This window comes from Aeromonas sp. A35_P (assembly GCF_002259925.1).
GTDB lineage: Bacteria > Pseudomonadota > Gammaproteobacteria > Enterobacterales > Aeromonadaceae > Aeromonas > Aeromonas dhakensis.
Window position 1 is genome coordinate 1 of record NZ_NEVB01000112.1, and the last position, 5,626, is coordinate 5,626.

Sequence of the window (5,626 nt, forward strand, 5' to 3'; positions counted from 1 at the left end):
CAGGTGCATCGCCAGAAACCACTTGGTCAGCGGGAGCTTGGTGTTTGCGAAAATAGTGTTCCCAGTCAATGACATCTGGTGATGGCAGTGATTGCATTGCAGCACGCGTGGCCGACTTTTCAGGTGACAACAGGTCTTGTTGGCACATTCAGGGCAGACAAAGCCGTGAGGAAAACGCCAAGTGAACAACGCGTTTTCGCACTGAGCTTCAGTGCCATAGTCCTTGAGAAGCTCAAACAGGCTGTAGCCTTTCTGGAATTGGACTTTGCTTTTGGCCATGATCTCGCTCCTCGATAACTGTGCATAAGATCAGTATAGTTCGGGGTGACTGCTAATCATGGGTAATCAGGTATTTCTTTGATATCGCGCCGTTTCCCCATCAACAGGAGATCCTTGAGCAATTGGCGATGGAGCGCACTTTACACCAGCGCTTCCGTAACTTGGTGGTTGCGGCCACCGGAACAGGGAAAACCCTGATCTCCGCTTTTGATTTTGCGCGTTTTCTGAAAACCAAACTCGATGCCAAGTTCCTGTTTGTCGCCCATAAAGAGGAGATCTTGCGCCAAGCATTGGCCTCATACCGCGGAGTGCTTAAGCAATCCAATTTTGGCGAACTCTTGGTCGGCGGCGCCGTGCCAACCCACTACCGTCAACTATTTGCCTCGGTGCAATCCTTGAATAACCAGCTGGCTAATTTACGTCTTAGCCCAGACTATTTCGATTACATCGTCATTGATGAGGTTCACCATATTGCGGCGGCCAGTTATCGCGGTCTACTCGCCGCCTTTGAACCTCACATTCTATTGGGATTAACCGCAACGCCAGAGCGCCATGATGGCGGTGATATTCTTGTCGACTTTTGTGGTGTCATCGCAGCAGAGATCCGCTTGCCCGAGGCCATCAATCGTCGCCATCTCTGTCCGTTCCAATATTTTGGTATCGATGATGATACTGACTTGCGCCAAGTGACTTGGAAAAATGGCCGTTATGACATCACTGAGCTCACCAATATCTATACCCACAATCAGCAGCGGGTACAGAAGATAGTCCAGAGCCTCAATGAGATCGTCACCGATATTACCAAGATCAAAGCACTGGCATTTTGTGTGAGCCGTGAACATGCCGACTTTATGTGCAAGGCATTTTTATTGAAGGGCATCAAGGCTGACATCCTCACTAGCGATAACCGAGACGAGCGACATAGTAAGCAACAAGATTTGCGTACCGGCGTTATCAATATTCTCTGCGTGGTGGACATCTTCAACGAAGGGGTTGATATCCCGGAAGTCGATACCTTGCTGTTTTTACGACCAACGGAAAGCCTCACCATCTTCTTGCAGCAATTAGGGCGCGGCCTGCGGCTGGCGAGCGATAAAGAGTGCTGCACCGTATTGGACTTTGTTGGGAATGCCCGTGCGGAGTATGACTTTGCCCAGAAATTCCGGGCACTGGTGGGTAAAACCAATAAGGCGATCAGCCACGAGATCAAACAAGGCTTCCCTCACGCCCCCTTGGGCTGCCGCATCGAGCTCTCAAAACAGACCCAAGAGTTAATTCTGAGCAATATCAAAAAGGCGACTCTCAATACCTCGCGCCTCATGGGCCTGATCCGCCGTTTCTCACAGGATTGCGATTTACCGCTGACGCTGGCGAATTTTTTGAAGTTCTACCCTCATATCAGCCTTGAGGAGATCTACAAGCGCGGCAATTGGAGCGCCTTGGTCAAACAGGCCCACAACCATACCATTTCTGAAATGAGCGATGAGAAGCTGTCAACCCTCTACACCCGGGCCATCAAAACCCGGCTATTGGGCTGCGATGCGCTCCATTACTTGAACTTCTTACAAACCTTGGTGGAAAGCGCCTTTACCTTAACGCCTGAGCACGATGAACGGATGGCCTTGATGTGCCATTACGACTTCTGGCAACAAAGCGGCCCCAACGCAGGCTTTAGCTCCTTGGCGCACAGCCTGAAACAACTCAATCAACCAGAGTTGAGGGCCGAGCTGGCAGATCTGTTGCCCATGCTGATCAACCGGGTGCAACACGAGCAACTGGCCATGCCTGATCTTCCCGGTAATCCACTGCAACTGCATGCCCGTTATGCCAGAGAGCAGGTGCTGGTTGGCTTTGGTGCAACCACCTTCGCGCAGCAACCCACGGCTCGCGAAGGGGTATATGTCATCGCAGAACAAAATATTGAGTTGCTGTTCGTGACCTTGAACAAAACGGAGCAGCACTTCTCCCCCACCACCCGTTATCACGACTACGCCATCAACGAGTCACTGTTCCATTGGCAAAGCCAAAACAGCGCTCGCCCAGAGCGAGGCAAGGGGCTGAGTTACATAAACCACAGGGCAGAGGGTAAGCGCGTGCTTCTGTTCGTTCGTGAGCAGAGCAAAGATGAATTTGGCCGCACCCTTGGCTTTGTGAACTTTGGTGAGGTGGAGTACGTGTCTCATAACGGCAGCCAACCGATGAACATTAGGTGGCATCTTACTACTCCGATGCCGCCATTTATGTGGAAGGATGCAGCAAAATTGGCCGTTGGCTAAACGACAAACGGCTCGCCAGTGGCGAGCCGTTTTGGTCGGGGTCAGCAGGGGATCCGCTCGATGCGGCCGCCGCTCAGTTTGAAGAAGGCATCTTGCGGCAGCTCCTGCAGCCAGGTGGTGGTGTAATCCAGATCCGCATAGGCGCCGCGCAGCATGGCGCCAAACAGGCCGTGAGAGACCACGATGGCACGCTCGGCAATGCGCTCATCCTGCAGCCAGCTCAGCGCCCGGCCCTGAATGCTCTGAAAACTCTCGCCCTCTGGGGCTTGCAGGTACCAGTCAGGCTCATCCAGATCGAGCTCGGGGTGGGTCGCCAGCAGCTCGGGTACCCGGCGACTCTCCCACTCTCCCATCCCCAACTCCACCAGCCGCTCGTCCCAGACGATACGCGCTTGGTCCAAGCCAAGCTGCTGGCACACCCGCTCCGCGGTCTGGCGCGCCCGGCCGAGGGGGCTGGCGTAAAGGGTCCAGTCGGCGGGCTCGGCCAGCAGCTTGGCCAGACGGGCCCCCATGGCGAGGGCCTGGGCTTCGCCCTTGGCGGTCAGTTCGGAGTTGCAGCGCCCCTGCAGTCGCAGTTCGGCGTTGTAACGGGTCTAGCCGTGGCGCAGCAGATAGAGGGTACGGGACATGGTTTCTCCAGCAGGTTCAACGAGATAACAAAAACAAGAGAGGCATGGTAGCAGATGTGCCGGGGCAGCCAAGGCGCAGACGGGGGAAAGAAAAATCAAAACGGGTCAATGATGACCCGTTTATGCTGGCAGGCGCCGTGCTCAGCCCTTCTTGATCTCCCGCAGATAGCGGTAGATGGAGTGAACCGAGATGCCGAGCTGGCGGGCGGCTATCTGGGCGCTGTCCTTGAGTTCGAAGATGCCGAGCTCGTGCAGCTGGTTGACCATGACCCGGGTCTTCTGGGACGGGGGCACCGCCTCGTTGCCGCGCACCTCGGCACTGACGGTGTCGATGGTGCTGTTGAGGGCCTCGTCTATGTTGCGGGCAAACACCTCCGGGGTGGCATGCCCATCGTGGCCGTGCAGGCAATCCGGCATCATGGTGCGCAGCACGGATTGCAGCGGGGCGTCCATGTCGGTGTTGATGCAGAGCAGACCGATGGCCTGCCCCTCGCCGTTGCGAATGACGGTGGTGAGCGAACGCAGCGTCTTGCCGGTGGCGCACTTGGTCATGTAGGGGCTGGAGATATCCTGCCCGCTCTTGAGTTTCATCATCGCCAGGTTGGTGATGGGGGCACCGACGCTGCGCCCGGTGATATGGCCGTTGGCAATCTTGATGATCGACGGATTGCGCGCATCCAGGCTGTGCAGCAGCACCTCGGTGTGCTGGCCATACATGGCGGCGATGCCGTCCACGATGATCTCCATCGCCTTGAGGATCTCGAAATCGGTCGAACTCAGCTCTTGCAGCTTCACATTGAAACCTTATAAAAGGGCCGCCGACCCGGGCAAGGGTGGCAGCCGACAGGGACACTCAGGCGGACATGATATCAATAATGGTGCTGTCTGTGGCAGACATGCCGTCCTTGACCATCTGGCCCACGTTGCGAATGGTCTGCTCCACGTTGCCCGCCACGATCCCCTGCCCCGAGACAGCGTGGCTGTTGAGCGCCATCAGGAAACCGCGCACCGCCGCCCCGGAGGAGGTGCTCACCTTCATGGCGCAGGAGGCCTTGGCGCCATCGCACACCATGCCGGCGCTGTCGCTCAGCACGTTCTGGATGGCGTGGCAGGATTGCTCGAAACTGCCGCCCGCCAGATAGACCATGGCCATGGCCGCCGCCGCGCTGGTAACCGTGTTGCCGCAAAAGGCCGACAGCGGCGGATAGTGGGACTTGATGTAGATGGCGCCCAGGTGACTCATGATGAGGGCGCGGGCCAGCTGCTCTTCGCTGGCACCGAAGCGCTCGGCGATGACCACCACCGGGATGGTGGCGGCGATGCCCTGGTTGCCGCTGCCGAAGTTGCTCATGGCCGGCAGGCTGGCGCCCCCCATGCGGGCATCGGAGGCCGCTGCGGTGCGCATCACGATGCGGTTCATCACGTCCTCGCCGATGAGGCCGGCCTGGATGTTCTGCTGCATGGTGCGGCCAATTTCGAGGCCATAAGGGTTGTTCATCCCCTCGTCGGAGAGTTTGCCGTTGAGCTCGGAGGCCTGCAGGATAAAGCGGATCTGCTCGAACTCCACCTGGGTGGCGAACTCATGAATGGCGGCGATGCGGATGTCGACCCCATCGCAGATGGCGCCGGTGGCGCCCCCCTGGCCCTGTTCGGCCGTGAAGGTCACTTCATCATTGCGGCGCTGCTCGACGATGCGGGTATGGCCGCCGCACAGGGTCACCTCGGCGCTGTGCTCGATGCCCTCTGCATCAAGACCCAGCAAGCGGACCCGGCAATAGATGAACTCGGGGGCCGAGGTGCGGCTCACCTGCACCTGGCCTGCATCGATCAGCGCCTGCGCCTCTGCGACCTGGGCCGGCGTGATGGCAGCCAGCACCTCCAGCCCGGCCTCGGCGTTGCCGCCGATGGCGCCGGCAGCCGCCGCGATGGCCAGCCCGATCTTGCCGGTGCCCGGCACATAGACCCCCATGGAGTTCTTGTAGAGGTTGTCCGACACCACCACCTCCAGCCGGACGGGCTTGCAGCCCAGTTGCCGGGCGGCGACAGCGGCGGCATAAGCGGCGGCGATGGGCTCGGTACAACCCAGCGCCGGTTTGACAACCTGTTGAATAATCTGCAGATACTGCTGCCACGCTTGCTTCATCAGAACACCCTTTCTATCAACATTAACCAGCGATGTGAGCGATCGCTTCCACTTCCACCCTGACACCCATCGGCAGATCCTTCACGGCAAAGCAGCTGCGAGCCGGACAATCTTTCAGGAAATAGCGTTTATAAACCTCGTTGAACGCGGCAAAATCACTGATCTCGGCGAGATAGCAGGTGGTCTTGAGCACGGTATCCAGGTTGCCACCGGCGGCTTCCAAGACATGCTTGAGGTTCTCCAGCGCCTGACGGCTCTGGGCTTCGATGCCCCCTTCCACCACGCCACCCTGCTGTTTG

At 58.0% G+C, this 5,626-nt stretch carries 4 protein-coding genes and 2 pseudogenes; 1 reads left to right on the forward strand and 5 read right to left on the reverse strand.

Annotation, left to right across the window (positions count from 1 at the left end; all coding sequences use genetic code 11):
* The coding region (locus CAK78_RS08495; RefSeq protein ID WP_141214130.1) for a transposase at positions 1–279 on the reverse strand (279 nt) is incomplete at its 3' end.
* A 71-nt stretch (positions 280–350) separates the two neighbouring features.
* Between CAK78_RS08495 and CAK78_RS08500 the strand changes: the two are divergent.
* Positions 351–2,555, forward strand: a pseudogene (locus tag CAK78_RS08500) (DUF3427 domain-containing protein); the annotation flags it as partial.
* A gap of 41 nt (positions 2,556–2,596) precedes the next feature.
* Here CAK78_RS08500 and CAK78_RS08505 read toward each other — a convergent pair.
* The 4 genes and pseudogenes from CAK78_RS08505 to CAK78_RS08520 form a co-directional block, all read right to left on the reverse strand.
* Positions 2,597–3,184 (reverse strand): annotated as a pseudogene (locus CAK78_RS08505) (histidine phosphatase family protein).
* Between the two features lie 141 nt (positions 3,185–3,325).
* Positions 3,326–3,979, reverse strand: a complete 654-nt coding sequence (locus CAK78_RS08510; protein WP_094696999.1) for a helix-turn-helix transcriptional regulator — start codon at positions 3,977–3,979, stop codon at positions 3,326–3,328.
* 58 nt (positions 3,980–4,037) lie between these two features.
* Entirely contained in the window at positions 4,038–5,327 is a 1,290-nt protein-coding gene (locus CAK78_RS08515; RefSeq protein ID WP_094697000.1) for an L-cysteine desulfidase family protein, read from the reverse strand.
* Positions 5,328–5,349: 22 nt separating this feature from the next.
* Positions 5,350–5,626: Rid family hydrolase (locus CAK78_RS08520; protein WP_094697001.1), on the reverse strand; the 277-nt coding region annotated here is incomplete at its 5' end.